The organism is Desulfonatronum sp. SC1 (assembly GCF_003046795.1).
In the GTDB taxonomy this organism is placed as follows: domain Bacteria; phylum Desulfobacterota; class Desulfovibrionia; order Desulfovibrionales; family Desulfonatronaceae; genus Desulfonatronum.
The window spans coordinates 67121-92966 of sequence record NZ_PZKN01000012.1 but is presented as its reverse complement, the minus strand read 5'-3'; the positions used below and the strand labels follow the sequence as shown (position 1 = coordinate 92966).

Annotated in this window: 25 protein-coding genes; 12 read left to right on the top strand and 13 right to left on the bottom strand. The window is 59.7% G+C overall.

The window, feature by feature from the left end:
* Positions 1-188: 188 nt before the first annotated feature.
* Positions 189-1799 carry a hypothetical protein gene (locus C6366_RS08580; RefSeq protein ID WP_146164800.1) on the bottom strand — a complete coding sequence of 537 codons (1611 nt, stop codon included), beginning with the start codon at positions 1797-1799 and terminating at the stop codon, positions 189-191.
* A 528-nt stretch (positions 1800-2327) separates the two neighbouring features.
* Here C6366_RS08580 and C6366_RS08575 point away from each other — a divergent pair.
* The 3 genes from C6366_RS08575 (at position 2328) to C6366_RS08565 (ending at position 5553) form a co-directional block, all read left to right on the top strand.
* The gene (locus tag C6366_RS08575) at positions 2328-3554 is read left to right on the top strand and encodes a PD40 domain-containing protein (protein ID WP_107737038.1); all 1227 of its coding nucleotides are present in this window, start codon (positions 2328-2330) and stop codon (positions 3552-3554) included.
* A 124-nt stretch (positions 3555-3678) separates the two neighbouring features.
* On the top strand, positions 3679-4401 hold the full coding sequence (locus C6366_RS08570) for a S9 family peptidase (protein WP_107737037.1): 723 nt from the start codon (positions 3679-3681) through the stop codon (positions 4399-4401).
* Positions 4402-4605: 204 nt separating this feature from the next.
* Positions 4606-5553, top strand: coding sequence for a sulfite exporter TauE/SafE family protein (locus C6366_RS08565; protein WP_107737035.1), 948 nt, complete (start codon positions 4606-4608; stop codon positions 5551-5553).
* 19 nt (positions 5554-5572) lie between these two features.
* On the opposite strand, the gene C6366_RS08560 is transcribed toward C6366_RS08565, so the two are convergent.
* The 5 genes from C6366_RS08560 to C6366_RS08540 form a co-directional block, all read right to left on the bottom strand.
* Positions 5573-6457 carry a DMT family transporter gene (locus C6366_RS08560; protein WP_107737033.1) on the bottom strand — a complete coding sequence of 295 codons (885 nt, stop codon included), beginning with the start codon at positions 6455-6457 and terminating at the stop codon, positions 5573-5575.
* Positions 6458-6566: 109 nt separating this feature from the next.
* Positions 6567-7790, bottom strand: coding sequence for a radical SAM family heme chaperone HemW (hemW, locus tag C6366_RS08555; RefSeq protein WP_107737031.1), 1224 nt, complete (start codon positions 7788-7790; stop codon positions 6567-6569).
* Positions 7791-7799: 9 nt separating this feature from the next.
* Complete coding sequence (locus tag C6366_RS08550; protein WP_107737029.1) at positions 7800-8384, bottom strand: epoxyqueuosine reductase QueH; 585 nt, start codon at positions 8382-8384, stop codon at positions 7800-7802.
* Positions 8372-9838: an Rne/Rng family ribonuclease gene (locus C6366_RS08545; RefSeq protein ID WP_107737027.1), complete on the bottom strand. Its 1467-nt coding sequence runs from the start codon at positions 9836-9838 to the stop codon at positions 8372-8374. Before C6366_RS08545 ends, C6366_RS08550 begins: the two co-directional genes overlap by 13 nt.
* 73 nt (positions 9839-9911) lie before the next feature.
* Positions 9912-10883, bottom strand: coding sequence for a radical SAM protein (locus C6366_RS08540; protein ID WP_107737025.1), 972 nt, complete (start codon positions 10881-10883; stop codon positions 9912-9914).
* A 166-nt stretch (positions 10884-11049) separates the two neighbouring features.
* Between C6366_RS08540 and C6366_RS08535 the strand changes: the two genes are divergently transcribed.
* The 9 genes from C6366_RS08535 (at position 11050) to C6366_RS08495 (ending at position 19517) form a co-directional block, all read left to right on the top strand.
* Positions 11050-11904 carry a tRNA (adenine-N1)-methyltransferase gene (locus tag C6366_RS08535; RefSeq protein ID WP_107737023.1) on the top strand — a complete coding sequence of 285 codons (855 nt, stop codon included), beginning with the start codon at positions 11050-11052 and terminating at the stop codon, positions 11902-11904.
* Between the two features lie 247 nt (positions 11905-12151).
* On the top strand, positions 12152-12622 hold the full coding sequence (locus C6366_RS08530; RefSeq protein ID WP_107737022.1) for a type II 3-dehydroquinate dehydratase: 471 nt from the start codon (positions 12152-12154) through the stop codon (positions 12620-12622).
* A gap of 32 nt (positions 12623-12654) precedes the next feature.
* Positions 12655-13212 carry an elongation factor P gene (gene efp, locus C6366_RS08525; RefSeq protein ID WP_107737020.1) on the top strand — a complete coding sequence of 186 codons (558 nt, stop codon included), beginning with the start codon at positions 12655-12657 and terminating at the stop codon, positions 13210-13212.
* 202 nt (positions 13213-13414) lie between these two features.
* A complete protein-coding gene (locus tag C6366_RS08520) occupies positions 13415-15604 on the top strand; it encodes a DNA translocase FtsK (protein ID WP_233248436.1) in 2190 nt (729 codons plus the stop codon).
* A gap of 42 nt (positions 15605-15646) precedes the next feature.
* The gene (gene hslV, locus C6366_RS08515; RefSeq protein ID WP_107737016.1) at positions 15647-16213 is read left to right on the top strand and encodes an ATP-dependent protease subunit HslV; all 567 of its coding nucleotides are present in this window, start codon (positions 15647-15649) and stop codon (positions 16211-16213) included.
* Entirely contained in the window at positions 16213-17583 is a 1371-nt protein-coding gene (hslU, locus tag C6366_RS08510; RefSeq protein ID WP_304481807.1) for an ATP-dependent protease ATPase subunit HslU, read from the top strand. The genes hslV and hslU overlap by 1 nt, the downstream gene beginning before the upstream one ends.
* A gap of 127 nt (positions 17584-17710) precedes the next feature.
* Positions 17711-18589, top strand: a complete 879-nt coding sequence (argB, locus tag C6366_RS08505; protein ID WP_107737014.1) for an acetylglutamate kinase — start codon at positions 17711-17713, stop codon at positions 18587-18589.
* A gap of 20 nt (positions 18590-18609) precedes the next feature.
* Entirely contained in the window at positions 18610-19164 is a 555-nt protein-coding gene (locus tag C6366_RS08500) for an HDIG domain-containing metalloprotein (protein WP_107737012.1), read from the top strand.
* Positions 19161-19517 (top strand): hypothetical protein, encoded by a 357-nt coding sequence (locus tag C6366_RS08495; protein WP_107737011.1) that lies wholly within the window; start codon positions 19161-19163, stop codon positions 19515-19517. Before C6366_RS08500 ends, C6366_RS08495 begins: the two co-directional genes overlap by 4 nt.
* Before the next feature lie 156 nt (positions 19518-19673).
* Here the strand turns inward: C6366_RS08495 and C6366_RS08490 are convergent, their stop codons facing one another.
* The 7 genes from C6366_RS08490 to C6366_RS08460 all read right to left on the bottom strand — a co-directional run bounded on the left by C6366_RS08490 (position 19674) and on the right by C6366_RS08460 (position 25682).
* Entirely contained in the window at positions 19674-20633 is a 960-nt protein-coding gene (locus C6366_RS08490; RefSeq protein WP_107737009.1) for a radical SAM protein, read from the bottom strand.
* Between the two features lie 508 nt (positions 20634-21141).
* On the bottom strand, positions 21142-22239 hold the full coding sequence (locus C6366_RS08485) for a peptidoglycan bridge formation glycyltransferase FemA/FemB family protein (protein ID WP_107737007.1): 1098 nt from the start codon (positions 22237-22239) through the stop codon (positions 21142-21144).
* 405 nt (positions 22240-22644) lie between these two features.
* Positions 22645-22887 (bottom strand): hypothetical protein, encoded by a 243-nt coding sequence (locus C6366_RS08480; RefSeq protein ID WP_107737005.1) that lies wholly within the window; start codon positions 22885-22887, stop codon positions 22645-22647.
* 15 nt (positions 22888-22902) lie between these two features.
* The gene (locus C6366_RS08475) at positions 22903-23856 is read right to left on the bottom strand and encodes a RimK family alpha-L-glutamate ligase (RefSeq protein WP_107737004.1); all 954 of its coding nucleotides are present in this window, start codon (positions 23854-23856) and stop codon (positions 22903-22905) included.
* 85 nt (positions 23857-23941) lie between these two features.
* Positions 23942-24217, bottom strand: coding sequence for a mercury methylation ferredoxin HgcB (gene hgcB, locus C6366_RS08470; RefSeq protein WP_107737002.1), 276 nt, complete (start codon positions 24215-24217; stop codon positions 23942-23944).
* An 11-nt stretch (positions 24218-24228) separates the two neighbouring features.
* A complete protein-coding gene (gene hgcA, locus C6366_RS08465) occupies positions 24229-25407 on the bottom strand; it encodes a mercury methylation corrinoid protein HgcA (protein ID WP_255412088.1) in 1179 nt (392 codons plus the stop codon).
* The gene (locus tag C6366_RS08460) at positions 25404-25682 is read right to left on the bottom strand and encodes a helix-turn-helix transcriptional regulator (RefSeq protein WP_107736998.1); all 279 of its coding nucleotides are present in this window, start codon (positions 25680-25682) and stop codon (positions 25404-25406) included. The genes hgcA and C6366_RS08460 overlap by 4 nt, the downstream gene beginning before the upstream one ends.
* Positions 25683-25846 lie beyond the last annotated feature (164 nt).

Below are 25846 nucleotides of genomic sequence, written 5' to 3'. Positions count from 1 at the left end.
GCTCAGGCCATTCGGACATGGGGGCGGTTCGTAGGCCGGGGGCTTGGAGACGGCAGGGTCGTCAGGCAACCCGCCGTTAGGTTATCCGTGGACCGCTTCCCCCAAACGCTTCATCTCACTTTCATTGATACATTCCATTCCCGATAAAAAACGCCCGGGGTCTTGAGCCCCGGGCGTTTTTACCGAAACTATTTCTGGATCGGCGTTTTATCCAGGCGCATATTCCAGCTGTTGCCGACCCAGTAGTCGGCAAAGGGTGGCTTCTTATCCTCGTTGCCTGGCACCCCTTGGTTGGTTAGAATGCTTAACTCATAAACACGGGCAATGTTTTCGGCCTTCATTTCCGTGTTGGTGATGGCTATATGGATGGGCAGGCGCCACTGAAGAACCCGTCCGAAAATATCGCTAGTTGCCACGGCCCAGGGGCCTCGAAGGGCAACAGCCAGTACCTCAACGCCCTTACCGGATGGATTCCAACTGGGGTGGCTCCGGAAATACTCAAGGGCCTTCCCGGTCAGTTCATTCGGCAACCCCGGCCCGGGAAAGTCGTTGATGTCGCCGACCCAAGTGCGCGCGTCCACATCGGCTTCAATGCTTGCGCTGATGTCGGCATACAGAATATCCATCTCTCCCAACAGCCTATTGATCTCTGCGTTGGCCGGATCAAAAGCCTTTCCGAGAATAAGCTGCTCCCGCGCCTCAGCCAGCCTCTGTAGACGGATTTCCTCGGAGTACCCGGCAATGCCGCTCATGGTCTGCCCTGCCCTGCCCGCCATGTCCTGCCCGGTGGCTTGTCTGGACTTGCGGATGTTTTCCAAACCTGAGTAGAGTTCTCGGAAGGCTCCACCAAAAAAATGATCGTTCTTTAGGCCCAGGGCAAAGAGCGAATTATCAATATCCATGGGGTTGTCGCCGTATTTCTCAACAATAACAGCCAACACAGGCTGAATGGTCGGCACTACCTCGCTCTCCAGGGCATCCAGTTGAGCCAAAGTGTCGCGGCCTTGCTTGAACTGGGCTTCCAGTAGACTTTCGTTGATCATGGTTGAACCGTACACCCCCACAAAACGATCTTTATGTTTGGTATGCAGGGCCAGCAATTTCTCCTCGATGGCCAGGGCTTCGGCCACTGCTGGCTGCACATCCGCAACCGGCTCAGTTTCCGAACCCCGACGTTCACGCCATGAAACAATTTCTGCTAACAGTGCTTTATTTTCCTGAACCTGCAGGGCATCGGCCAGGGCAGGATCAAGGCCGACAATCAGTTCGTCGAGTTGGGTCCGGAACTTGGCCAGGTTCTCGTCCGCGCTTTGAAGACGACCCTCGCGCATGCTGGGCGCTAAATCCCACCATTGGTCATAGCTCAGGCTTGACCTGGTTCTGTTCATTTCCCGGTTCAGCTCCAGGAACTGCCGGGACACGGACGCAGGCATTTTGACTGTAGCCTTTTCTCCGGGCGAAGCCTGCGGCTGGGCGGAATCGACTTGCTTCTGTCCAGTGCGGCGCTGAACATCGGCCAGTAGCTTAACATGCTTATTCAAGGCGGTTTTCAGCTGTGGCGTTTCGCCTCCAGCCTTTGCAGCCTCAAGCAGAGTACCGGCCTTGACCAGATCCGCCAGGGCTAGATCAGCCTTCCCTCCATGCATATTGCGTTCCGCCGCACGGAGCAGATCATTGGCCTGCTTGATCTGCTCAACCTGCGTCTTAGCCCAGGCTTGGTCGCTAAGGGTTGCCGTGCTAAACGCCAGGGACAGTGCTACCATCAGTAACAGTATTGGCCATTTTCGCCTATGTTCCATATCATATCCCCCTGATTGAAGAGCACATTCAAGATTGAACGAAAACCCATGGAAAACGTTTTTACAGGGCTTAAGCCAGCAACGTGTTGAAAAAGAGAAACATTCCGTCTGTCCACACTAGCAGGAAAACCGATCCAAAAGATGTTGCTTCCGTAGATCTGAGACTTGTCAAGATAACCTCCTTTGTCGAAGCGCCTGTAAACGACATTTGATATTGAAGCAATAATGTGAACAGTGAAACATGTCGGAGATATGTCCCAAAGCTCCGGACAAATCCCTTTGCTGTTTGCTGGTAGTGTTTTGAATTAAAAGAAAATGTTTGAATTTCTCCGGCCATTGATTTGTCCTTTCGCACCAAGTTTATTAGGCGGTAGCGCCACGGACATTTTCAATCCATGATCATCTATCATCACTTGGCATACCTGATCCCGGTGGTCATGGTCCGGCGATTCCCCCGACAAACCATGGCCAAGCGGTTGCAGGGGAGGATAGTCAAGACGTATATGGGAACACAGCAAAGGAGAGTCCATGAGCAGTTCTTTCCGCATAAACACTTCGCACTTGGCGACCTTGGCCAGTGGGGCGGTTCTGATCCATTCTCTGGCTGTTTTTGTTATTCTGCTTTGCGTCCCCGTCCAGGCCCACGGCTGGTCCGTGGACGACACCCTGAACGTCGTCGTGATCAGCGACATAGACGTCTCCCCGGATGGAAAAGTCGCGGCGTACGTAGTCAAACGGGCCGTCATGACGGACGACCGGAGCGCCTGGGAGCGGCAGGTGTTTGTATCCGCGGGAGGAGGCCAGGCCACCCTGATCAGCGATGAGGAGTCGGTCTGGTTCAGCCCCAGATGGTCTCCTGACGGGCGGTGGCTCGCCTTTTTGTCCGACATGTCCGGAGACGCCAACATCTGGATCATCCCGGCCGAGGGTGGACGATCCGTGCAGGTGTCGGACGTGGATACCGAGGTTCTGGATTTTCAATGGGCACCGGATTCACGCTCCCTGGGCTTCCGTGCTCCAGACCCGTTGCCGGACAACGCCAAGGCGGCTCAAAAGGCCCGGGACGACGCTCAGGTCAAAGGGAAGTCCTTCCGGATGAAACACCTCTGGATCGTGCCGTGGAGTCCACCCACGGGGGCGGCGACTTCGGGGGACGACGGGCCGCGTTCAGCGGGCGTCCGGGTGACTTCCGGGGGCTTCAGCGTCTTGGACTGGGACTGGTCTCCGGACGGGTATTTCATGGTCTTTTCCCACGTTCCGAGTCCTGAACCGGCGAATTCCTTCTTTTCGGACATTTCCACCGTCGCCGTGGGAACCGGAATAGTCACCCCCTTGGTGCATGATCCGGCCATGAACAAGAGCCCTCTGTACTCCCCTGACGGCCGCTGGATCGCGTACATCGCATCAGATCTACCTCCTTGCGACTTCAGCGCTTTTGCGGTCTTCCTGATTCCAGCCGAAGGGGGGCTTCCGCGACGTCTGGCCGAAACGCCGGACCAAAGGCCTCATTTGCTGGGCTGGTCCGCAAACGGCGACTTTTTGTTATTTTGGGAATACCGGGGAACAAGCACCGCGCTCTCGGTTCTGCCCGCGGACGGTCGGGAGCCGGAAGATCTGTCCGCCCTGGGCGGAGTCATGGCTGGGATCAGGCTGAACAGCTCGAGGACATCCGTGGGATTCTACCTTCCAGAACAGCTCCGAGCCTCCAGAGGTATACGTCTCGCCTCTGGACGTCTTCGAACCAAAGCAACTTAGTCGCATCAACGAAGACCTGCCTCTCCAGGGGCTGGAAAGGACCGAGATCGTACGCTGGAAATCGACTGACGGTCACGAGATCGAGGGACTCCTGACCTACCCGGTCGGCTACCGGCCCGGGGAGATGCAACCCCTGCTGGTTGCGATCCACGGAGGCCCCGCCAGCACCTCATCCCAGGACTTCATCGGCGGCTCCACCTTCTATCCCATGTCCTACGTCTACCCGTACGCCGCCTTCTCCGCCCAGGGGTATGCGATTCTCCGACCGAATATCAGGGGCTCGGGCGGTTACGGGGCCGCGTTCCGAAAAGCCAATGTCGAGGACTGGGGCGGTATGGATTATCAGGATCTGATGGCCGGAGTGGACCATCTGATCAACATCGGATTGGCGGACCCGGACCGCCTGGGGGTGATGGGCTGGAGCTACGGCGGCTACATGACCGCCTGGACCATCGCCCAGACCCAGAGGTTCAAGGGCGCGTCCCTCGGCGGCGGGATCACCAACCTCGTCAGCATGTACGGGACCAGCAGCCTCTGGAATCTGGTTTCCATGTACCTGATGGGAAGCCCCTGGGAAAAGCGGGATCTGTACCTTGCCCGCTCGCCCATTTCTCACGCGCCCAACATCGCCACACCGGTCCTGATCCAGCACGGCGCCGAGGACTCCATGGTTCCCCTGACCCAGGCGATGGAACTCCACCGGGCTCTCATCGAGCATGGGACGCCGGTGGAAATGGTCGTGTATCCGCGCAGCGGCCATATGCCCGAGGAACCCAAGCTGCTCCGGGACGCCATGCGCCGCAACCTGGAGTGGTTCCAAAGGCATGTTCCCCAGCCAAAAAAATGAATCCCCTGGACAGCGGCAAGACCGACGCTCTTTGCAGATCTGACAAAGGACGTGCTCCTTGACATGCCCATCCTCGCCGGTGTAGCCGCGAATTGACACGCAATCAATATTTTTCGTGTTCATGGCTTACGTGGCGTGCATGCCGAAAGCCTCCTCAAGGGCTGAAGGCATGTACGGACTTTTTCGCCAACCAAGGAGGTTTTCATGTTTTTTCCCGTCGCCGGAATCGAAGTGGCCCCCTGGATTCCCTTGGTCGCTGGTTTCGCCGTGGCCTTCGTCTGCTCCATGGGCGGCGTGTCCGGAGCCAATCTGCTGCTGCCGTTTCAGATGAGCGTGCTGGGCTTCGTCACCCCGGCGGTCAGCGCCACCAACCACCTCTTCAACATCGTGGCCATTCCCAGCGGGGTATACCGCTTCATCCGGGAAGGCCGGATGGTCTGGCCCCTGACCTGGGTGGTCATCGCCGGGACCGTGCCCGGGGTGCTGGTGGGCGTCATCCTGCGGGTCCAATACCTCCCCGATCCGACTCACTTCAAGGTGTTTGCCGGATTCGTGCTGCTGTATATCGGTTTCATTATGGTCCGCTCGTTGATCAAGGGGCCACCTCCCGGAGAGGACAAGGCTTCCTCGGAAAAACGGTTTCAGGAACTGGTCAGCCGGTTTCGCAAGAAAGAGGCCGCGTCCAATGAGCCTCTGCCCAGGATCACCGTTGATCATTTCGGGTTGAAGACCATCGACTACTCATTCTACGGTGAAAAAATCAGCGCCCCGACCATGGGCATTTTCTGGCTCAGCGCCATTGTCGGAGTTGTCGGCGGGATGTACGGCATCGGCGGCGGCGCGATCATCGCTCCCTTTTTCGTGGCCGTGTTCCAGTTGCCCGTGTACACCATCGCCGGAGCCTGTCTCATGGGTACGCTGATTACGTCGGTGGTGGCCACGGGCTTTTATCAGGCCATCGCTCCGTTGTATCCGGACATGGCCGTGGCTCCGGACTGGCTTCTGGGCATCCTCATGGGCGTGGGCGGAATGATCGGCATGTACGCTGGCGCGAGAATGCAAAAATTCGTCCCGGCCCAGGCCATCAAATGGCTGCTGGCCTTCATCCTGGTTTTTTCCGGCGGACGGTACGTTGTGGGGTTCCTGTTCTGATCCCGCGCGGCATTCCCCATCAGCCCCGCAACAGCACGATGGCGACAATGGCCAGGGCCAGCCCCAGCAGACGGCTCGGGTTCAGTTTTTCTCGAAAAATCAGCACGGACAGCACCACGGCCACCAGGAAGTGCATGCCGTTGATCGAGGCCACGATGGCTAATGGCCCCAGGGCCAGGGCTTTCAGGAAGAGGTAGAACCCGGCCAGGTTGAGCAGGCCCATGGCCAGGCCGATGCCCGCGGCCAGTTTGCGTGAGCCCCGGGGTGCGGTGTGGGGGACGGTGTGGGCTTGGTCTGGGGTGAACATCCTTGGGGCCAGGGCCAGGGTGAAGAGAGTGGAGAAGACGTAGGACAGGGCGATGAAGGCCAACAGGTCCGTATGCTGGGCCGCGTACCTGGAGCTGATGGCCGACAGGGCCCCGGCCAGCATGGCCAGCAAAACAAGAAAAAGCCCCTTGGTCTTGGTCCGGGCGTTGCTGTCCGGCGCGCTGTCCCTTCCAAGCACCCAGATGGTGGCCAAGGAGAGCGCGACGCCCAGAATTTGCAGGGGCTCAAGCCGTTCCTGGAGAAACACCACGGCAAAGAGGATCACCAGCACGATGTTCATCCGGATCAACGGATAGGCCACGGTGGCGGGCATGTGCTTCAGGGCCTGGATGTGGGCCAGGGTGGCGCTGACGAAGGTCAGGCTGTTGGCCAGGGAGATCAGGGCCAGGAAGGTCAGACTGGGCACGATCGGCGGGAACAGGACCAGCAGGCCGGAACTGAGCACGGCCACGGTGATCATGAAGCAGAAGGTGGTCAGGAAGGTGCCGCAGTTCTTGGCCGCGGCCACCTTGTACAGAAAGCGCTGTCCGCCCAGAAGCAGCAGGGCCAGCAGGGAGTAGAGATACCAGGTTTGCATGAGTATGGTCAGTGTTCAATATGGCGTGGAGAGCCGAGAGGTGTGCGGGGGCGCAATCGATATCGAAATCGGTACCGCCATCGTTCCATGATATGCTTGGCTTTCTCGATTACGATTTCGATTGCGATTTCGATCCTGAGTCCGATGCGGGGGGGTGATCCCGTGTGCCGTTCGGAAGATGGTCGGGGATGTCCTGCAGGAAGCGTTCGAGGATGGCGTTGCTGACCAGCATCCCGGATCTGGTCAGGCGCAGCAGGCCGGAGTGGACCCGGATCAGGTCGTTTTGCCGGAGCACTTGGATCAAACGGCGGTGCCGGCGCAGGAAGTCCTGGCCCGTATGCTCCCGGTACTTGTTCAGGTTCAGCCCCTTGGTGGTGCGCAGGGAGAGCATGACCAGTTCCTTGACCTTGTCCGCGGGCGTGAGGGGCGCGGAGGTTTCTCCGATGCGCTCCGTGCGGACCTGCTCGGCGTATTCCTTCAGGTTCCTGGGATTATCCCAGCGCAGGCCGCCCAGGGTGGAGACCGCTCCGGCTCCCAGTCCGAGGTAGCTTTGGGATTGCCAGTAGCCCTGGTTGTGGCGGCAGGCGAAGCCCATCCGGCTGAAGTTGGAAATTTCGTAGTGCAGGTAGCCCTTTGATTCCAGCAACTCCGCCCCTTGCAGAAACATCTTGGCCTGCTCGTTTTCGGGCGGCAGCTCGATTTTTCCGTTCGCTGCGGCCTGGGCCAGGGGCGTCTCTTCTTCCAGGGTCAGACCGTAGCAGGAGAGGTGGTCGGGCTGGAGCTTGACCACGGTTTCCAGCTCACGCAGCCATTCCAGGGCTCTCTGTCCTGGCAAGCCCCAGATCATATCCAGGCTGATGTTCGCGAAGCCCGCTTGGCGGGCCAGGTCAAAGGCTTTCATGCCTTGAACGGCTTGATGCCGTCGTCCCAGCACTTCCAGTTTTTTGTTATCCAGGCTTTGCAGGCCCATGCTGAGCCGGTTCACGCCCAGGGCCAGCAGGCCGCGCAGGTAGTCCCGGTCGGCGGCGGAATCCGGATTGGCTTCCAGACTCCATTCCAGACCCGGAGCCAGGTCGAAGGTCCGAGTCAGGGCCGCGGTAATGCGCTCCATCTGGCCCAGGGAAAGCAGGCTGGGCGTACCGCCGCCGATGTAGATGGAGGAAATGGGCCGCCGAACTCCGGTCCGGTCCAGCCGCCTCCCCCAGAGGGCGATTTCAGCTTCGAGGTGGCTCAGGTAGGCGTCCAGGTCGGCCGCGCCGGGGTCGGGGATCGAGAAGAAGGAGCAGTAGCCGCACTTGCTCCGGCAGAAGGGGATGTGGATATACAGTAACATGCACGAAGTTCATGCCGGACTGGAGCTGTCCGCCAGCCGGTTCAGCTTTTTGCGGCGGCGCTCCAGTTCGCTGTACAGGCAGCCGCAGTAGCTCTGACGGTACAGCCCCCATTCTCGGGACAGGTCGATTCCCGCTTGCCAGCCGGAACGGAAGTCCCGGTCCAGGAAGCGGATTCCTGTCTGGTCCGCCAGCTCTCTGCCTATGGCCACGATGGCATTCCGATCCTGGTAAATGCTGTAGAGCAGGGTGGTGCTTACGGAGGAGAAACCGTGTTCCTTGGCGTAAGCGAAGGCCCGCTCCAGGCGCAGCCGGTAGCAGGCGGGGCAGCGGTGGTCCTCCCGGCCATGCACGACCTGGAAAAAAAGGCGCGGGTCGTACTCCGCATCCAGGCAGATCACCGGGAAGTCCAGATTCTGGGCGGCCTGAAGCACCGCCTCCCGTCGCTTGAAATACTCCTCCACGCCGTGGATATTCGGGTTGGTGAACAGCCCCACGACCTCCTCCTCCTGCTCTCGCAACGTTTGCACCGGCACCAAGGCGCACGGTCCGCAGCAGACGTGGAGCAGGGTGACGCGGTTCGTTACCCCGGACATTTCTCGGTAAGCACGAGAATCGAATTTTGGAAGCGGTCCTCCAAGTCCTTGAGCATGATCCGTTTGTGGTTCAGCAGGTACAAGGCCAATTCGGCCTCGGTGCGGTACTCCAGTGGCATGGGGCAGTTTTTGGAGCGCAGTTTGCGGTAGATGTCCTTCAAGACCTGGAGGGCGCGCCACTCGATGTTGCGTTGCAGTCCCCAACCCTGGCAGTGCGGGCAGGGCTCGGAGCTGATGGACAGGGCCGAGGAGCCCAGGCGCTGGCGGACCATTTCCAGCAGGCCAAACTTGGAGAGCCGGCCCACGTCCACCCGGGCCCGGTCTGCCTTGAGTGAGGACTTGAGTTCCTTTTCCACTTCCCGGCGGTGCTTGGGGTCGCGCATTTCGATGAAATCGATCACGATCTGCCCGCCCACGTCGCGCATTCTCAGTTGCTGGCCGATCTCCTGAGCCGCTTCCATGTTGGTCTTGAAGACCATTTCGTTGAAATTGCTGCCGCTGATCTTTCCGGAGTTGACGTCCACGGCCATCAGGGCTTCAGTTTGGTCGAAGACCAGCCGTCCGCCACTGGGCAGCAGTACCTCGCGGCCGAAGATTTGCTGCAACTGTTTTTCCAGGTTGAAGCGCTCCCAGAGGGTGCGGTCCGTGTCCGCGTGCAGCTTGACCATGTTCTGCCGGCGGGGAAAGGTCAGGGTCACGAATTCCATGACCAGCTCCATGGTTTCCGGGTGGTCGATCCAGATTTCGCCCACCTCCGAGGTCAGGTAGTCCCGCACGGCCCGGAAAGCCAGTTCCTTTTCCTGGTAGATCAGTACCGGGGCCTGTTCGGTCATGCCCTTCTTGCGCACGTCCTTCCAGAGCCGTTTCAGGTACTGAAGGTCCTTGAGCAGGTTGGTCTTGCTCTGCCCCATGCTGTTGGTTCGGGCGATCAGGCCGATGCCCTCGCCCAGATCCTGTTCCCGGAGGATTTCCTTGAGCCGGGTGCGTTCCTCGTCGTCCTCGATCTTGCGGGAAACCCCGAGTTGGTCCTGTCCCGGAGTGAGCACCAGGAAGCGACCGGCCAGGGAGAGGTAGGTGGTCAAGAAGGCGCCTTTGTTCACCGTGGGTTCCTTGACCACCTGGACCAGCAGTTCCTGGCCGTTTTTGAGCACCTTTTGCAGGGGGGGGTACTTGCGGCCGCTGTCCGGGTTGTGTTCCTTGAGGTAGTATTCGGGGTGGACCTCGTCGATTTGCAGAAAACCGTTGCGAGCCTCGCCGTAATTGATGAACGCCGCTTGCAGGGCTGTATCGATGTTGTTCACGGTGCCTTTGTAAATGTTGCCCTTGGTTTTGGCCTGGTGCAGCATTTCAATGAAATAGTCGGTTATTTTGGCGTCCTCGGCCAGAATCAACTCGACCTGCTCACCAGGCAATACGCTGATGAACATTTTCTTGCGTTTTTTTGTTGGAGCCATGATTTTTCCTTTTGAAAATATTGAAAATTATGAATTCTTCCGTTCATGAAACGGAAGTGGGTCGCAAAGGGTTTCAGGGAGCGGCCTGAAAAAAATCCTCGCCGAGTTCCTGGGCGTGTTGGATCGCGCCCTGGGCAGTCAGGTCGGCGAACACGGCGCGGGTTTGCTCCGTGCCCAGTCCCAGGGCCTCGCGGACTTGGTCGATGGTTTGCGGACGGCGACGCAGGGAGTTCAGCACCAACTCGCGTTGGGCATCAGTTGTCAAGTCCTGGGCCACACCCTGTATCTGGTCCTGGGCCTGAATTGCGGCGGGCTGCTCGATGTCCTGTTTTGGATCGGTCGTTCCTTGCAACTCGACACGCCATGCGGTCAATGTTCGTTGATCCACCGCCTCGGCCAGGGGGGAAGCTCCCGGTCTGGTCATGGTGACCACGTCTACCCGGTCCGGTCCGAGCTTGGGCAGGAAGTCCCGAAGCAGAGTCAAGTTCTTCGGAGTGTCGTTGATGCCGCGAGCCAACAGGATTTCCAGGAAGATTCTTCCGGAGTATCGGCTGCGCAGTTCCAGCAGGCCGGAGGTGATGTTTTCCAGGCTGACGCCGGAACAGGGCGTGTTTATCCTGACGAACTCCTCGGGAACAAGGGTGTCCAGGGAGGGCAGGACCATCTGGGTCGTGGCCAACTCCCGCCGGACGGACGGGTCGTGAAGCAAAGTGGAGTTGGTCAGCACGGCCACGGGGATATCAGGAAAGATGGCCCTGCTGCCGACGATGATTTCTTCCAACTCCGTGTTCAGGCAAGGTTCGCCCAAGCCGCCCAGGGTGATGACCTCGGGCTTGGGTAAGCCCTGACGTTTCCAAGAGTGAAGTTCTTCCAAAATGGTCCGGGCGGGCATGTATACCCGACGTTCCAGAGTATGGACGCGGGTCGGGCCCACCTCGCAATAGACGCAGTCCAGGGAGCAGATGCGCTTGCCCAAGAGGTCCACTCCCAGGGAAAGTCCGAGGCGTCCGGATCGAACCGGACCGTAAAGGGTTTTGAATTGCATGGGGTGTTTGATGGTTCCCGATGGATGAAAAAGAATTTGGTGGTTTCAAGGCGGAGTGGCGACCGTCGGCGTTCCCGGCGATCTGGACGGGGATGACGGGGCGTTTGGCCTTGACACGTCCGGATTCAGCACATACCAGCACACTTCTTTATCTTCAGGAGGCGATATGCTCAATCCAGGTGATCTGGTAATGCTGGTCTGTCCGCAAGGCAAGCGTTACGTTCGAAAAGTTCGCGAGGGCGAAACCATGCAGACCCACTTCGGGGTGCTGGGACACGCGGCCCTGCTTCAGTCCGGGTACGGCGAAGAGGTGCGCACCCATCTCGGCCATCCCTTCCGGGTGCTCAAGCCGAGCCTCTACGACATGGTCAAGATGCTTAAGCGGCGGACCCAGATCATCTATCCCAAGGAAATCGGTTATATTCTGCTTAAGTTGGGCATCGCGCCGGGATGCCGGGTGATTGAAGCCGGCAGCGGTTCAGGCGCGTTGACCACGGCCCTGGCCTGGTATGTCGGGGATCACGGCCGGGTCTACACCTATGAACAGCGTGAGGAGTTCTACAGGTTGTGCGGCGAAAATCTGAGCTGGTCGGGGCTGGGAGAACGGGTGGAGCAGTTCAACCAAAATATCGCCGAAGGCTTCCTGCAGACCAACGTGGACGCCCTGTTTCTGGACGTGCGCACTCCTTGGGACTTTCTGGACCAGGTCGTGGCCGCGATCATGCCCGGAGCGCCGGTGGGCTTCCTGCTGCCCACCACCAACCAGGTCAGCTCCCTGCTGGTCGGCCTCGAAAAGGCGCCTTTCGAGGATGTGGAAGTGTTGGAGATATTCCTGCGCCGCTATAAGCCCGTGGCCGAACGACTGCGTCCGGACGACCGGATGGTCGCCCATACCGGGTTCCTGGTTTTCGCCAGGCACGAAGGCCGCAAGGCGGCGCGGTGTTCGGAATCGGCGGTGAATACGGCAACGGCGTCGACGGACTTGAATATCGACGCGTCAAATCCCGTGGATGCAGCTTAATCGCTGATCAAACCTAACCATTAAAGACGACCGGATGCTAGTTTCCCGGTCGTCTTTCCGCTTCCAATCTTGAACGTCTCCGGCTGACCGCTCCCGTCAGTTTCCGCTAGGTTGCGATTTTCTGGACAACCAGCTAGATTTATCTATTCTTTCGCGGTGCACGCCTCAACTGGTCGTCCGTGATCAAGGCGGCGGGCGTCGACTCGTATCCTCCTGAAACAGCAGCCTTCAGGGAGCGTTTCCTTTCATGACCTGTCGCATTCTCGTCCTCAACGGCCCCAATCTCGGCCATCTCGGCCAGCGTCAGCCGGACATCTATGGCACTCAGGGCATGCGCGATCTGCCGGACCTGTTGGAAACCTTGATGGGCCGGGCCGTGGACGAGGTGGAACTGCTTTTTTTTCAGGCCAACGGTGAAGGACGAATCATCGATCGTCTGGAGCAGGCCCGCAACGAGGACGTCTACGGCGTGGCACTGAACGCCGGGGCCTACACGCATACCAGCTTGGCCCTGGCCGACTCTCTGGCCTGGATCGGCCTGCCCTGCGTGGAAGTGCATCTGAGCAACATTCTGGCCAGAACCGAGTCCATCCGGCATGCCAGCCTGATCGCCCCGCACTGCATCGGTGTGGTTTCCGGTTTCGGCCTACTCAGCTACGCCCTGGCCGTGCAGACGCTCTGGTTGCGGTGGACATCTGCCATTGCCGAACAATCATAATCTCCAACCTCTTTAACCATGGGACCAACGCCATGCCTTCGACGACCGACTTCAAGCGCGGACTGAAAATTGAAATCGACGATACGCCCTACGAAATCGTGGAATTCCTGCACGTCAAACCCGGCAAGGGCGGAGCTTTCGTGCGCACCAAGCTGCGCAACATTCTCACGGGTCGGGTCCTGGACCAGACCTATCGCTCCGGGGAAAAGTTCGTCAAACCGGATCTGGAATCTCGGGAAATGCAGTTCCTGTATCACGACGGCACGGGATACGTGTTCATGGACATGACCACCTACGAGCAACTCAGCGTGACCGAGGAGCAGGCCGGGGAAAAGGGCCGTTATCTACTGGACGGTCAGCAGGTCAAAGTGCTGCTGTACCGGGGGCAGGCCATCGACATGGACCTGCCGGCCTCCGTGGTGCTGAAAGTGACCGAAACCGAGCCCGGCCTTAAAGGCGACACGGTCAGCGGTTCCACCAAACCGGCCGTGGTTCAGACCGGCCTGACCGTCAACGTTCCATTGTTCATCAACCAAGGCGACAAGATCAAGGTCGATACCCGTTCCGGGACCTATATCAGCCGCGATTAATGGATGCCTTGCCCTAGACTCGCTCGATCACTCGTCTGAGTATTGAAATGACCTTATCCGGCAGTTCGTTAAAAAAATCCAAATGCACGAAGCAAAAAGTGTTCAAGATCGAGGCGTATTTTTCCATACGTGAGAGTTTGAACGCTTTACGGCGACGCGGCAATTGGGAGTTTTTCAACGGACTGGTATGAGTCCTTCCGCCGTGACCGCCGACGCCCCCCAGGAAAATGAAACGCGACTGCTCCGGGAAATCTGCGCCCTGACCCTGCTGTTCGTCGCCGCCTTTCTCACTCTCAGCCTGTTCAGCTACCATCCCCAGGACCCGTCCTTCAACCAGCAGGCCACAAGCACCCAGTCCATTCATAACCAGGCCGGGGTCGTCGGGGCCTACCTGGCCGGTCTGTTCGTGGACCTGGTCGGGCTTTTGGCGTTCGTGTTTCCGGCGCTCCTGACCTGGTTGGGACTGGCCTGCGTCTGGAGCGTGTTCCGGGTCCCGTGGTGGCGCTGGATCGGTTCGCTGCTGCTGTGTTTCGCCTTGCTGGCCGCGGCCAGTCACCCTTGGATTCAGGAACGGATCGTCGTGTCGGGGATTCAAGGCGGCGGTTACTTCGGAGACCAACTCCACGCTTTGAGCATGGTTTTGTTTCATGAGCGCGGAGCCTTGCTGTTGTGGCTGTTTCTGGTCTTTCTGGCCTCGCAATTATTGTTCGGCGTCTACTGGACCACCTGGGGAAGCGCCTTGGCCGAGTGGGCCAAACGCCCTTCCCGGCCACGCCCGTCCAAAGGCAAGCCCGGCAAGCGGAAGAACGGCGGCGACATGCCGCCGTCCCTGTTGGAGGAGTTTTATGTTTCCGGCGGAAAAAGCCGGGCCGCCAAACCCAAGGAAGGGAAAAAAGAGCGAGATCCACTGGCGGCGGTCACGGAAAAGCTGGATTTCGCTTTGGGGGAGAAGGGCGTAGCGCTTTTTCCGAGCTTGAACCTTTTGGCCGTCCCGGACCGCAAGCAACCGCGCACCTCCCCGCAGCGCCTGCAGGAGATGGCCAAGTCCTTGTCGGCTTGCCTGGCAGACTTTGGGGTTCAGGGCGAGGTCCAGAATATCCAGCCCGGTCCGGTGATCACCATGTTCGAATACAAGCCCGCGCCGGGGGTGAAGATCAGTCGGATCGCCGGTCTGAGTGATGATCTGTCCCTGGGACTCAAGGCCGCATCGGTGCGGGTGGTGGCCCCGTTGCAGGGTAAGGACACCGTGGGCGTGGAGATCCCCAACGAGCACCGCCAGTCGGTCTGGTTGCGGGATATCCTGGAGTCCGAGGCCTTTCAGAAATCCAAATCCAAACTGACCATCGCCATCGGCAAGGACATCGAAGGCCTGCCCATGGTCGCGGATCTGGCCCGCATGCCGCACCTGCTGGTGGCCGGGGCCACCGGGGCCGGAAAAAGCGTGGGCCTGAACGCAATGATCGTGAGCATTCTGTTCAAGGCCCGACCGGACGAAGTCAAGTTCTTGCTGGTGGATCCCAAACGGATCGAGTTGGCCGTTTACGCGGACTTGCCCCACTTGGTACATCCCGTGGTCACGGATATGTCCCTGGCCAAAAGCGCCTTGGACTGGGCCATGGCCGAGATGGACGCTCGTTACGAGGCCATGGCCGCGTTGGGCGTGCGGCATATCTCGTCCTACCAACAAAAGCTCGTCGGACTGCCGCCGGGAGAGGCCGAACAGCATCGGCCCATGCCGTACCTGGTGATCATCATCGACGAATTGGCGGACCTGATGCTCACTTCGGGCAAGGATGTGGAAGTGAGCATCGTTCGTTTGGCCCAATTGGCCCGGGCTGCGGGCATCCATATGATTTTGGCCACGCAGCGGCCTTCGGTGGACGTGGTCACCGGACTGATCAAGGCCAACTTCCCCTGCCGGATCAGCTTTCAGGTCACCTCCAAGCACGACTCTCGGACCATCCTGGATTCCGTGGGCGCGGAACATCTTCTGGGGCAGGGCGACATGCTTTTCAAGCCCAGTGCAGGAAAGTTGCAGCGGATGCACGGGGCCTTCGTCGGCGACGATGAAATTTCCGCCGTGGTCAAGGCCTGGCACGAACAGCAACCGCCCAGCTTTGAACTGGATTTCAACGAGTGGGCCAAGGAAGAAGTCGGCGGCAATAACGGCCCCGGCCCCGAGGGCTCAGACGTGGTGGATGACCCCATCTACAGCCAGGCCGTGGAATTCGTCCTGGAACAGGGCCGGGCCTCCATCTCCCTGCTCCAGCGCCGCTTCCGGATCGGCTTCAATCGCTCGGCCCGATTCATCGAACAAATGGAAAAGGACGGCCTGCTGGGCTCCCAGGAAGGCAGCAAGCCGCGGGCCGTGATTAAATCAAAAAAAGGCTGATCTTTCCTTTTTTTATTCAAACGAGCACTTGAGGAGCAAGTAATGGACTTACACGGAACGACCATTCTCGCCGTGCGGGATGCGAGCGGGGTGGCAATGGCCGGAGACGGGCAGGTGACCATGGGCCAGAGCGTAGCCCTGAAGCACAAGGCCCGCAAGGTTCGGAAAATATTCAAGGATCGGGTGATAGTCGGATTTGCCGGGGCCACGGCGGACGCCATGACGCTGTTCGAGCGCTTCGAGGCCAAGCTGGAGGAGTACGGCGGGAATTTGGTCCGGGCCAGCGTGGAAATGGCCAAGGAATGGAGGCTGGACAAGTATTTGCGGCGGCTTGAAGCCATGCTGCTGGTGGCCGACGATACGTCCATCCTGCTGCTCAGCGGCACCGGGGACGTGATCGAGCCGGACGACGGCGTTGCGGCCATTGGTTCCGGCGGGAGCTACGCCTTGGCCGCGGCCCGGGCCCTGGCCCGGAACACCTCGCTGGAGTGCGAGGAGATTGTGCGCAAGTCCATGGCCATTGCCGCGGAACTCTGCGTGTTTACCAACGACCAACTGAGCCTGGAATCATTGCGCAAGGACGAGGCCAAGAAGGAGACGACCACCTGATGAGCTATTTAACCCCCCGTGAAATCGTATCGGAACTGGACCGTTACATCATCGGCCAGAAGGACGCCAAACGGATGGTGGCCATTGCCCTGCGCAATCGCTGGCGTCGGCAGCAGTTGGCCCCGGAACTGCGGGACGAAATCGCGCCCAAGAATATCATCATGATCGGCCCCACCGGCGTGGGCAAGACGGAAATCGCCCGGCGGCTGGCCAAGCTGGCCAGTGCGCCGTTCATCAAGGTGGAGGCGACGAAGTACACGGAAGTCGGGTACGTGGGCCGGGACGTGGAGTCCATGATCCGAGATCTGATGGAGATCGGCGTGTCCATGCTGCGCAAGGAGGAAACCGAGCGGGTTCGGGTCAAGGCCGAGAAGCTGGCCGAAGAACGATTGCTGGACCTGCTTCTGCCGGCCAAAAAGCCGCCGCAACAGGCTTCGCCCACCATTCCCCCCACCAATGGCCCGGCCCTGGAGAGCGAGGGCGACGCCGGTCAGGATTCAACCCGGGAAAAGCTGCGTAAGTTGTGGCGAGACGGCAAGCTGGATGAGCGGCTGGTGGAACTGGATGTCAAGGCTTCCTCGCCCCAGGTGGAGATCATGGCCATGCCCGGTCTGGAGGACATGGAAATGCAGTTTCGGGACATGTTCAGCCGGGTTTTTCCCCAGCGCCGCAAGCAGCGTCGGGTCAAGGTCAAGGACGCCTATGAACTGCTGATCCAGGAAGAGAGCGACAAACTCATCGACATGGACAAGATCATGGAGGCGGCCCGGGAGCGGGTCGAGCAGGGCGGGATCGTTTTTCTGGACGAGATCGACAAGGTCTGCAGCAGTCGGGAAGCGTCCAAGGCCGACATATCCCGTGAAGGCGTGCAGCGGGACCTGCTGCCGGTGGTGGAGGGCAGTTCCGTGAATACCAAGTACGGGATGGTGCGCACGGACCACATTCTGTTCATCGCCGCCGGCGCGTTCCATATGTCCAAGCCCTCGGATTTGATTCCGGAATTGCAGGGCCGCTTTCCGTTGCGTGTGGAACTGTCCGCGCTGACCAAGGAAGACTTCCTGCGCATCCTGACCGAGCCGGAAAACGCCCTGACCAAGCAGTACATGGCCCTGCTGGGCACCGAAGGCGTGGCCCTGGAATTCACCCCGGACTCCCTGGAAGAGGTGGCGGGCTTCGCCCAGAAGATTAACGACGACACGGAGAACATCGGCGCACGCAGATTGTACACCATCCTGGAAAAGATCCTCTCCGACCTCTCCTTCGAGGCCTCGGAACGCTCAGGCGATCAGGTGATCGTGGACGGCGCCTATGTCCAGGACAAGCTTCAGGATATTCAGCAACGTCGGGATTTGTCGCGGTATATACTGTAGCGTCGGCTTCCAAACCGTGACGGCATCAGTCGAAATCACTATTGAAAACGATTTCGATATCGGAAAAGGAGATTGGCTCCGAACCTGCTTAAATCGCACTATTACCTGATTTAGCGAGTACAACCTCATGCAACACGAAATCGCCAAAGCTAAAACCCTGCTCGAAGCGCTCCCGTACATCCGGGATTTCTACGGACAGACCGTGGTCATCAAGTACGGCGGGCACGCCATGAAGGACGAGCAGCTCAAGCGGGCGTTCGCCCTGAACATCGTCCTGCTGCGCTACATCGGTGTCAATCCGGTGATCGTGCATGGCGGCGGGCCGCAGATCGGCAAAATGTTGGATCAATTGGGCATCTGCTGCCAGTTCCGGGAAGGGTTGCGGGTCACGGACGAGGCCACCATGGACGTGGTGGAAATGGTCCTGGTGGGCAAGGTGAACAAGGAGATCGTCAACCTGCTCAACCAGCACGGCGGCAAGGCCGTGGGGCTCTCCGGCAAGGACGGGCGGATCATCAACGCCCAGAAAATGGAGATGGTCATCCCGCACAAGGACATGCCCCCGGAGATCATCGACCTGGGCAAGGTGGGCGAGGTCACGGACATCCGCACCGGCCTGATCCGCACCCTGGAAAAGGAAGGGTTCATTCCGGTGATCGCCCCGGTGGGCGTGGACGACGACGGCGAGACCTACAACATCAACGCCGACGCCGTGGCCGGGGCCGTGGCAGCGGCACTCGAAGCCAAGCGGTTGATCCTGCTCACGGATGTTGCCGGGGTTCTGGACATCGAAGGCAATCTGATCTCGTCCATGAATCGCCACAAAGCCGTGGAGGCCCTGGAAAAAGGCATACTGCGCGGCGGGATGATTCCCAAGGTCAAATGCTGCCTGGAAGCCGTGGAAGCCGGGGTGGAAAAGGCGCACATTATCGACGGAAGGCTGGAAAACTCCATCCTTCTGGAAATGTTCACCAAGGGCGGGATCGGCACGGAAATTATTTTTTAAGGATAAGCAACGGAGACAACATGATATCGCGTGAACAAGCTTGGGAATTGCTTTCGAGCAAGGGCCAGGAACAGCATATGCTGCATCATGCCCTGGAGACCGAGGCGGTGATGCGGGGACTGGCCAGGCGACTGGGGCAGAATGAGGAAGTCTGGGGGCTGGCGGGGCTGCTGCATGACCTGGACTTCCATGAAACCAAGGATCTGCCCGAGGAGCACGGCTTGCGGGCGGCGACGTGGCTGGCCAACGCCCTGCCCGAGGAAGCCCTGACGGCCATCCGCGCTCACAACGGCGAGCGCAACGGCGTTGCGCCGTCCACCACCTTCGACCATGCGCTGCGCTGCGCTGAAACAGTCACCGGCCTGGTTTCCGCCGCGGCTCTGATCCGGCCTACCAAGCTGGAGGGACTGGGGGCCAAGAGCCTGAAGAAGAAAATGAAGGACAAGGCCTTTGCCGCCGCGGTGAACCGGGAGATCATCCGGGAGTGCGAAACCATCGGGGTGGGATTGGACGATTTTCTGAACGACGCCGTGGCCTCCGTCGCCACCGTCGCGGACCAGGTCAACCTGAAGTGACATCATCCTCCGAAGCCGTTGGTTCCTATGCCATGCTTCTGGCCTTTCGCAGCCTGGAAGAAGTCTACGTGCGCGGCAGGACCGTACATTTCGTGGGCAACGGACATCGGTTCTACGGCAATATCGAGTGTGAAAGCGCATCCGATGTGCGGGTCGGCTCGCTTGCGCCCCTGGATGATTCCGTACTGGGAAGCGGCCAGGAATTCGGCTTCCAGCTTGAGCTGACCCTGGACGAGGACATGGCCCGCTCCGGCCGGGAGCGGGTTTGTTTCCAGTTCACGGACCGGGAGGAGGCAGCCATGGTTCATCAGATCTTCAGCGAGGTCGCCGCGTCCATACGTGGAGCGTCCTGATTCACATTAGGGATACGGCTGTCGCGAATTACCGTTTATGAATCGGGTAGTGCAGGCATCCTGCCTGCATGGACAGGCAAGATGTCTGTCCCTCCATTTTGACATCCGCCCTGCCCCGGACCCTTTTCCCGATCATGCATGCGTGATTCGGATGCGTTATAAAAGGGCCCGCCAAAGGCGCTCGGCCAGATCTCTTGGTCGCTGGTCCAGGCGGGTGATCCCGGCTTGAGCCGCGGCTTTCAGGGCTTGCTCGAACTCCCCGGCCGTGAGCGGGCGGCCCAGTTCCGGGAACGCGCCTGCCTCGCCGCACGGCCGGTATTGGTCCATGATGTTTACGTAGGTGTCCGGCGAGATTTCCGCGGCCAGATAATCCATCCACTTGGCCGTTCCGGCCAGGTCACCGGGCATGACCAAATGCCGGACCAGCAGGCCTCGGACGGCGACGCCCCGGTCGTCCAGTTCCAGATCCCCCACCTGGCGATGCATTTCCTTGAGGGCCGCTTTGGCCCGTTCCGGATAATCCTCGGCATGGCAGTATGTTTTGGCCGCATCCGGGGCAAAGAATTTGGCGTCGGGCATGTAGATGTCCACCACGCCGTCGAGCCGAAGCAGCGTCTCCAGGCCGTCGTATCCGCTGGAATTGTAGACCAGGGGCAAACGCAGCCCCTGGTCCGCGGCGATGACCAGGGCTTCGAGGATCTGGGGCACGACGTGGGACGGGGTGACGAAATTGATGTTGTGGACGCCCTGGCCCTGCAATTCCAGCATGACGACGGCCAACTGCTCCGGAGTTGCTTCCGGGGCGTTCTCTCCGTGGTGGCTGATGTCGTGGTTCTGGCAAAACACACAGGCCAGGTTGCACTGGGCGAAAAAGATCGTCCCGGACCCATCGTTGCCCACCAGCGGCTCCTCCTCCCCAAAGTGCGGGCTGTAGCTGGCCACCTTGGCCCAGCGACCGACCCGGCAAAAGCCCAATTCCCCTTCGAGTCGATTCACCCGGCACTGTCTGGGGCATGCGGTGCAGGAGCAAAGCGCCTCCACCGCCTCGGCTGCACGGGCTCGCAGTACTCCGGCGGCGTGGAGTCGTAGATATCCGGCTTCCGGCGTTTTGGTCATGCCGTCCTCCTTGGTTTGCGATCACGCTCCATTTCCGAGAAAACTACCCAGGGACGACGCGGATGTCACGGGCTCGGATCGCGTTCATGACTTCGAATCTACGTTTTGGTAAAATAGGCATCGTGAAGACAGGACTTGACGGCGTGACCAAAGGCAGGGAAAAGAAAAGAAGACATGAGGCTATGATTTTGAATCAATTCCAAGAGGAATTCCGCCATGTTCATTTTCAGTAAAATCGCTCTCTCCTTCGAAGCATGGATCATCGGCGTCGGCCTTTTCGCGTTGTTTGGGTTGATGGATATTTACGCGGCGGTGGTCTTTTGATGGGACTTGGTCTCCGCGAAACGATGATGACGAACAGTTCCGCTGGCTGAAATTCATCGGAAATTGCGACAAAACTTGTCGTGGATCATGTGTTCAAAATGCTCGCGCCCTGGAACGGATAACGTTCCAGGGCGCGGGCATTTTTTCGTGGTGGTGGGAAGAGCGCGTGAATTGAACCACGCAGCTACAGGCCGCCGAGCTGGGAAAGTGCGTCCGCGTTGCGATAAGCGCTGTAGACGTCTTCGTTCAACGGATAGTCCCAAGAGCCGCTACGCAGTTCGATGGTTCCGCCGAATCCGGTCTTGAAGCGAAACAGTCCGTAAAAGGGATGGTCCGGCGCGGCCACGGGCGAGACCGCCCCCATGTCGTAGCGGGTGCAACCTCGGCTCCTGGCCAGCCGCATGGCGGCCCAGTGCAGGGCGTACGAACCCATGAGCGTCCTGTTGGCCGTGGAGGAAGCGCCGTGCAGAAAAACGGCGTTACTTCCGGAAATGGCGACGATCGCTCCGGCCAGGAGATCGCTTTCATGTCCGGCCAACAGGAAATGCAGTTCCGGAGTGTCGGACTTTTGGGCGTGGGCTTGGAACAGCGCCACGAAGTGGCGATAATCGCAAGAGGGGAAGCCGTTGCGTCGGGCGGTCTGGCGGTACAGGTCGTAGAACGTGAGCAGCTTGTCCATGGACGCCGGAGTCACGGTGACGCCCTTGCGCCGGGCCAGGCCGATGTTGTAGCGGGTCTTCGCCTTCATCCCGGCCAAAATCTCCTCCTCCGCCCGATCGATATCCACGACCAGGGAACTGGCCACTGTCATGTCCATTTTCGCTTTGCGCAGGTTCCAGTGTCTGGTGCCAATGTTCATGCGCATTTCCCGGATGCGTGGCTCTGGAAAGGCGGTCCAACTTTTGACGTGCATTTCACGAGCGTACCGTGACTCCCAGGGTAGGTCATAGCGGATGAAGGCCACGGAAGGGTCCAGGTGACTGATCAGCGCTTCGGAAAGGTCTTCGAGATACTGTCCGCGATGATCCCCAGGCGGCGCATGCTCCGGCCCCTGGGGCACGAAGGCTCCCAGGCTGTCCCGGCCTACGGGCTGGAGCAGGACCAGGACGTCGCCGCGACTCTCGCGGGCCGGGTTGGAGGCTGTTGGCTCCGGGGAAAGGATGTCGAAGGCCACGGGCCTGCATCCCAGGCGGGATTTGACATGGGCCCAATAGTCGGACTGGAATAGAATGTCCGTGGGCAAAAGGGACTGGATTTTTTTGGGAGCGAGGCGAACGGACATGATGGTGCTGGGTTCTGTATGAATGGTTGAACGGTTGAATGAAATCGGCCCAGGGCCGCGTAAACAAAAGAAAAAGGGTTTCGGCCTTTCGGTCGAAACCCCTGTGTTTTGCCATGAAGGGGAGGATCCCTTGGAGGCCTTGCGCTGCGAGCACTTTCCTCTAAGGAACCCCAGTGGGGCAAGTGAACGGAGGGACTCTTAGCCGATTTCAAAGCTCTTGGCAAATGTTGATTGTTTCATAACTACTCAGTTGATGTGCCGGATGCGGCATTCGCTTTATCCGGCCTACATCAGAAACGGGGCCGTTACGTAGGCCGGATAAGCGAAGTGCATCCGGCGGCAGTGTCGACGTTCAAAGCACAATGGCGATTGTCTGTCCCGGTCTTTTTGATCTGGGTAATTACATTATTTCTTGAGTTTCTTAGACAGGAAAACACGCAGCGGGCAGCGGCAGAAGTAGTCATGTCCGAAGGACAGGGCAAATGGGCAATCCAAGGGAGTATCATCGCGGCACTTGATGTAGCCGTCCAGCCCGAAATCCCGCGCTTCACAGAGATCCTCGAAGTCATGCCGCTTGCATCGGAACTCTTTTGGACACTCTATTTCGGTCATGATTCGGTTGATGGTCTCGCGGTCTTGTTCATTCATACGGCTGGGCTCTCGCTATGGTTGGGGCGTGTTTTCAAGAACGGGGCGGGCGGCGACCTGGGCTATGGCCCGGGCGAAATCCTCGGCGGCCGGCGGGGATTGGCGCAGCCAAAGTTCGGGTTCGATGAGTTCAAGTTCCATGACCATCAGCTTTCCGCAGTCGTCCCGAACCATATCCACCCGACCATAGCTCGGGGTCGGGTCGCAGGCGGCCATGGAGCGTTGGGCCAGTTCCACATGTTCACGGGTCGGTTCGAGCTGGTAGACCGTACCGCCGTGATCGTCCTGGACCCGAAAGTCTCCCGCTTTGGGAACCTTGCGCACAGCGTGGGTGATGCGGCCGTTGACGACCATCACCGTGTCCTCCCCGGTTTGGACCACGTCGCGGATGAATGGCTGAAGCAGGAAGGACTCGGCGGCGAGAAGCGGACGGACCTGCTCCTGGAGCGTGTCGGCGACGTCGCGATGGACCCGGTAGGTGTGGCGGGCTCCCCCGGAAACACAGGGTTTGAGCACGGCTTCCTCCCATCCGGCGTCGTCGAGCAGGTCGCGTAGACTCTGGGGGGCGTCGGGTTCAAGAAGTCGGAACGGAACCACCGGAACGCCCCGGACCCGCAAGTCCGCGAGATAGTGTTTGTCCATGTTCCACCAGATGGTTTCCGGGGCGTTGCACAGCCGGGTCTGCGTTTGGACGCGGCGTAGCCAAGCGTTGAATTCGGCTATCCGATCGAAGTAGTCCCAGGTGGTTCGGAAGACGGCGCAGCGAAATGCCGACCAATCCACGTCCGGAGCGGCCCAGTCCAGACGGACCGAGGATAGTCCAAGTTCCGTGAGGGCATTTTGCAGCAGCTCGTCGTCACGCAGAATGTTGCGCAGGTACCAGTCGTCCGGGGCCGCGTCGTTGCAGGCGTAGCGGCTCTCTGTCAGAAGGGCCACGTCGGCCATGGGGTGGTGGGGTGCGGGGGGCATTTTTCGTCGTGAGGGATAGAGGGTTATGGCTTCAGAGGGTTGGATCACGGTTGTTTCTGAAGCCCCGGCGGCGGGCCGCGGCGTTTCAACAGCATTGGGGAGCGCTGCTTTTCGAAAGCCAGGTTTGAATGATGTAGGAGGCGCAGCCAACGCCGGGCGTCACGGCTACGGCCTCGGCGGGGCAGTTCAGGGCGCAGGCCCCGCACTCCATGCAGGCTTCGCGATCCTGGACGTGGGCTTTGTCGTTGCGCAGCGTAAAGACGCGGTGCGGGCAGACAGCGACGCAGAGGCCGCACCCCACGCATTTGTCCTGATCATAGGCCAAAGTGGCCACGTTTTGAAGATGGCGGTATTGTTTCATGGCATGCGTCCTCATTGCAGGTTTCCCCAGACGAAGCAGATCACGGACAATACCGTGGACCCGGCAAGGATGGGGATGGCCGCCCGCATTTCCTTTTCCACGCCGGAGGGCGACGTGTAGGGCGTGGATCCGGTGAAGTTCAGCGCCGTCCAGGCGGAAAGGGTCATGGTCCACAACCCCGCTCCCATCAGGACGGGCCAGGCCGGGGTCGGGAAGAGCAGCGGCAGGGCCAGGGCCGGGATCAGTCCCAGACCGGCCCCGGCCAGGGAAAAGAGGCGGGTGGGCAAACGGGGCAGCAGCAACGGAAAGGCCACCGCTCCGCCCAGCAGACCGAAAAAAGTGGCCGTCGCGGCTAGGGTCCAGCGCTGAAAGACGGCCCCTGGGGTAAACCCTGTCCCGATGAGGCTCAATACCGCTGCCGCAGCCAGAACCCCGAGAATGATTTTCCAGCCCAGGACCAGCTCAACGGGCACCACGGCAAGCCGTTCCATGAAGGTAAAGGTGACTTCCCGCATGGCCTCATCCGGACCCTGGTCCAGAAAGAGCGGCAGATCCCCGGCCCGGATCGGCCCCAAAATAACTTCGAAGCCCGTGGCCTTGCGCACGTCCCGAAGTCGGACGCCGTTGGCGGCCAGTTGGGGCACAATCAGCTGGCGATGAGACGTGACACGGTCCAGGTTGGCCTTGCGCACTTGGAGGGCCACGGCTTCGGCGTTGAAGGAACCCTTGCCCCCGGCACACCAGACGTTGATGCCCCGGGTGTCCGTCACCAGCACCCAGGCGTCCCTGCCGCGTAGGGCGAAACGGACCGTGTCGAAGGTCAGCTTGTAGTTGGCCGTGACAATGACCGGGGCGTCGGGGGACGGGTCGCCGACGGCGTAGAGCCCCGGGTTGACGGTATAGTTGTTGCGATCCAACCCCAGCCGGGCACGGCAGTCGCCGAAGCGGTCCCAAAATGTTGGTCGGGTCCTGACACGGGGAACGCGTCCCGTCGGGGTGGCGATGAACCCGTCGACATAAGGTTCGATCCGATAGCCCGGCAGATCGTCGGCCCCCGCACCGGGGGCCGGCGGCGGGCCTCAACAAGGGGCGGCGCTTGAATCAGTTTTTGGCTCGACGACGTGCGAAAGGCTTGGAGTCGGCGTATGGGGCGAGGGCGGGGCCATGGGAAAGGGCTGCAATGGTTTCATGACGCTTCCAGCTTGGCGATGAGGTTCTTGAACAAAGTCAGGCGTGATTTGTCCACGCAGTAACAGATACGTGGTCCGTCGATTTCCCCCTGGATCAACCCGGCGTCCTTGAGCAGCTTCAGGTGCTGGCTCACCGTGGATTGAGCCAAGGGCAGGATGTTCACAAGCTCGCCGCAAACGCATCGGTCTGCTTGCAACAGGTGGCGCAGGATGGTCACCCGGGCCGGGTGACCCAAGGCCTTGCAACATTTGGCAATGATCTGAACGTCGGTCATGGGGGCTCCCCGAATTGCTTTATCGTTGATAAACGATAAAGCAGGGAAGCGTCAATTGATCTTCATGAATTGATCCGTTGCATAGCTTCGGGAATCGTTTTCCTTGCAGGTTTGACGGGTTGGGATTCAACCGGTATATTTTATGGTTTGTTGACGGCTTGCCC

Coding starts and splice junctions, on each gene's coding strand:
- C6366_RS08500 (WP_107737012.1), top strand. CDS start 18,610: ATGATATCGCGTGAACAAGCTTGGGAATTGCTTTCGAGCAAGGGCCAG.
- hslV (WP_107737016.1), top strand. CDS start 15,647: ATGGACTTACACGGAACGACCATTCTCGCCGTGCGGGATGCGAGCGGG.
- argB (WP_107737014.1), top strand. CDS start 17,711: ATGCAACACGAAATCGCCAAAGCTAAAACCCTGCTCGAAGCGCTCCCG.
- C6366_RS08475 (WP_107737004.1), bottom strand. CDS start 23,856: ATGCCCCCCGCACCCCACCACCCCATGGCCGACGTGGCCCTTCTGACA.
- C6366_RS08550 (WP_107737029.1), bottom strand. CDS start 8,384: ATGTCCGGGGTAACGAACCGCGTCACCCTGCTCCACGTCTGCTGCGGA.
- C6366_RS08580 (WP_146164800.1), bottom strand. CDS start 1,799: ATGGAACATAGGCGAAAATGGCCAATACTGTTACTGATGGTAGCACTG.
- C6366_RS08535 (WP_107737023.1), top strand. CDS start 11,050: ATGCTCAATCCAGGTGATCTGGTAATGCTGGTCTGTCCGCAAGGCAAG.
- C6366_RS08565 (WP_107737035.1), top strand. CDS start 4,606: ATGTTTTTTCCCGTCGCCGGAATCGAAGTGGCCCCCTGGATTCCCTTG.
- C6366_RS08545 (WP_107737027.1), bottom strand. CDS start 9,838: ATGGCTCCAACAAAAAAACGCAAGAAAATGTTCATCAGCGTATTGCCT.
- C6366_RS08560 (WP_107737033.1), bottom strand. CDS start 6,457: ATGCAAACCTGGTATCTCTACTCCCTGCTGGCCCTGCTGCTTCTGGGC.
- C6366_RS08480 (WP_107737005.1), bottom strand. CDS start 22,887: ATGAATGAACAAGACCGCGAGACCATCAACCGAATCATGACCGAAATA.
- C6366_RS08460 (WP_107736998.1), bottom strand. CDS start 25,682: ATGACCGACGTTCAGATCATTGCCAAATGTTGCAAGGCCTTGGGTCAC.
- C6366_RS08570 (WP_107737037.1), top strand. CDS start 3,679: ATGCAACCCCTGCTGGTTGCGATCCACGGAGGCCCCGCCAGCACCTCA.
- efp (WP_107737020.1), top strand. CDS start 12,655: ATGCCTTCGACGACCGACTTCAAGCGCGGACTGAAAATTGAAATCGAC.
- C6366_RS08490 (WP_107737009.1), bottom strand. CDS start 20,633: ATGACCAAAACGCCGGAAGCCGGATATCTACGACTCCACGCCGCCGGA.
- C6366_RS08575 (WP_107737038.1), top strand. CDS start 2,328: ATGAGCAGTTCTTTCCGCATAAACACTTCGCACTTGGCGACCTTGGCC.
- hemW (WP_107737031.1), bottom strand. CDS start 7,790: ATGTTACTGTATATCCACATCCCCTTCTGCCGGAGCAAGTGCGGCTAC.
- hgcB (WP_107737002.1), bottom strand. CDS start 24,217: ATGAAACAATACCGCCATCTTCAAAACGTGGCCACTTTGGCCTATGAT.
- hslU (WP_304481807.1), top strand. CDS start 16,213: ATGAGCTATTTAACCCCCCGTGAAATCGTATCGGAACTGGACCGTTAC.
- C6366_RS08530 (WP_107737022.1), top strand. CDS start 12,152: ATGACCTGTCGCATTCTCGTCCTCAACGGCCCCAATCTCGGCCATCTC.
- C6366_RS08485 (WP_107737007.1), bottom strand. CDS start 22,239: ATGTCCGTTCGCCTCGCTCCCAAAAAAATCCAGTCCCTTTTGCCCACG.
- C6366_RS08540 (WP_107737025.1), bottom strand. CDS start 10,883: ATGCAATTCAAAACCCTTTACGGTCCGGTTCGATCCGGACGCCTCGGA.